The following is a 2,557-nucleotide window of genomic DNA, read 5'->3' as shown; positions in this document are numbered from 1 at the left end:
GGGCCCACGTTAGAACACCAGCCATTAAAGGGTGGTATTTCAAGGATGGCTCCATGCAGACTGGCGTCCACACTTCAAAGCCTCCCACCTATCCTACACATCAAGGACCAGTGTTCAGTGTCAAGCTATAGTAAAGGTTCACGGGGTCTTTCCGTCTTGCCGCGGGTACACTGCATCTTCACAGCGAGTTCAATTTCACTGAGTCTCGGGTGGAGACAGCCTGGCCATCATTACGCCATTCGTGCAGGTCGGAACTTACCCGACAAGGAATTTCGCTACCTTAGGACCGTTATAGTTACGGCCGCCGTTTACCGGGGCTTCGATCAAGAGCTTCTCCTTACGGATAACCCCATCAATTAACCTTCCGGCACCGGGCAGGCGTCACACCGTATACGTCCACTTTCGTGTTTGCACAGTGCTGTGTTTTTAATAAACAGTTGCAGCCAGCTGGTATCTTCGACTGATTTCAGCTCCACGGGTAAACCGCTTCACCTACATATCAGCGTGCCTTCTCCCGAAGTTACGGCACCATTTTGCCTAGTTCCTTCACCCGAGTTCTCTCAAGCGCCTTGGTATTCTCTACCTGACCACCTGTGTCGGTTTGGGGTACGATTTCGTGTTACCTGATGCTTAGAGGCTTTTCCTGGAAGCAGGGCATTTGTCACTTCAGCACCGTAGTGCCTCGTCATCACGCCTCAGTGTTAAAGTGAACCGGATTTACCTGGAACACACACCTACACGCTTAAACCGGGACAACCGTCGCCCGGCCAACATAGCCTTCTCCGTCCCCCCTTCGCAGTAACACCAAGTACAGGAATATTAACCTGTTTCCCATCGACTACGCCTTTCGGCCTCGCCTTAGGGGTCGACTCACCCTGCCCCGATTAACGTTGGACAGGAACCCTTGGTCTTCCGGCGTGCGGGTTTTTCACCCGCATTATCGTTACTTATGTCAGCATTCGCACTTCTGATACCTCCAGCATCCCTCACAGGACACCTTCAACGGCTTACAGAACGCTCCCCTACCCAACAACACATAGTGTCGCTGCCGCAGCTTCGGTGCATGGTTTAGCCCCGTTACATCTTCCGCGCAGGCCGACTCGACCAGTGAGCTATTACGCTTTCTTTAAATGATGGCTGCTTCTAAGCCAACATCCTGGCTGTCTGTGCCTTCCCACATCGTTTCCCACTTAACCATGACTTTGGGACCTTAGCTGGCGGTCTGGGTTGTTTCCCTCTTCACGACGGACGTTAGCACCCGCCGTGTGTCTCCCGTGATAACATTCTTCGGTATTCGCAGTTTGCATCGGGTTGGTAAGTCGGGATGACCCCCTAGCCGAAACAGTGCTCTACCCCCGAAGATGAGTTCACGAGGCGCTACCTAAATAGCTTTCGGGGAGAACCAGCTATCTCCCGGTTTGATTGGCCTTTCACCCCCAGCCACAAGTCATCCGCTAATTTTTCAACATTAGTCGGTTCGGTCCTCCAGTTAGTGTTACCCAACCTTCAACCTGCCCATGGCTAGATCACCGGGTTTCGGGTCTATACCCTGCAACTTAACGCCCAGTTAAGACTCGGTTTCCCTTCGGCTCCCCTATACGGTTAACCTTGCTACAGAATATAAGTCGCTGACCCATTATACAAAAGGTACGCAGTCACACCCGAAGGTGCTCCCACTGCTTGTACGTACACGGTTTCAGGTTCTTTTTCACTCCCCTCGCCGGGGTTCTTTTCGCCTTTCCCTCACGGTACTGGTTCACTATCGGTCAGTCAGGAGTATTTAGCCTTGGAGGATGGTCCCCCCATATTCAGACAGGATACCACGTGTCCCGCCCTACTCTTCGAGTTCACAGCAAGTGTGTTTTCGTGTACGGGAGTATCACCCTGTACCCTGCGACTTTCCAGACGCTTCCACTAACACACAAGCTGATTCAGACTCTGGGCTGCTCCCCGTTCGCTCGCCGCTACTGGGGGAATCTCGGTTGATTTCTTTTCCTCGGGGTACTTAGATGTTTCAGTTCCCCCGGTTCGCTTCGTTAACCTATGTATTCAGTTAACNCTGGGTTTCCCCATTCGGAAATCGCCGGTTATAACGGTTCATATCACCTTACCGGCGCTTATCGCAGATTAGCACGTCCTTCATCGCCTCTGACTGCCAGGGCATCCACCGTGTACGCTTAGTCGCTTAACCTCACAACCCGAAGATGTTTCACTTCTGATTGCGAAAATTTGAGAGACTCGAACACACCATTTATCTGTTCTTATTACGGAGAACAGACACAGTGTGTCGTTTCAATTTTCAGCTTGATCCAGATTTTTAAAGAGCAAATATCTCAAACATCACCCGAAGATGAGTTTTGAGATATCAGGGTACGCGTCTTTCACTCACGAACCAGCAAGTGGCGTCCCCTAGGGGATTCGAACCCCTGTTACCGCCGTGAAAGGGCGGTGTCCTGGGCCTCTAGACGAAGGGGACACTGAAGTCTCAATCGCAAGACGCCTTGCTATTCACTTTTCATCAGACAATCTGTGTGAGCACTACAAAGAACGTTTCTTT

The 2,557-nt window shown here is 51.5% G+C and carries 1 tRNA gene and 1 rRNA gene; both read right to left on the bottom strand.

The annotated features are described in order from the left end of the window. Nucleotides 1-2,191 (bottom strand): 23S ribosomal RNA (locus FDW96_RS11780); the annotation flags it as partial. Nucleotides 2,192-2,400: 209 nt separating this feature from the next. Continuing rightward, nucleotides 2,401-2,476, bottom strand: a tRNA-Glu gene (locus FDW96_RS11775). Between the last annotated feature and the right edge of the window lie 81 nt (nucleotides 2,477-2,557).

Source organism: Citrobacter sp. TBCS-15 (assembly GCF_005280815.1).
In the GTDB taxonomy this organism is placed as follows: domain Bacteria; phylum Pseudomonadota; class Gammaproteobacteria; order Enterobacterales; family Enterobacteriaceae; genus Citrobacter; species Citrobacter werkmanii.
Note: the sequence above shows the minus strand (reverse complement) of the source record. Positions and strands in the feature narration are given on the sequence as shown.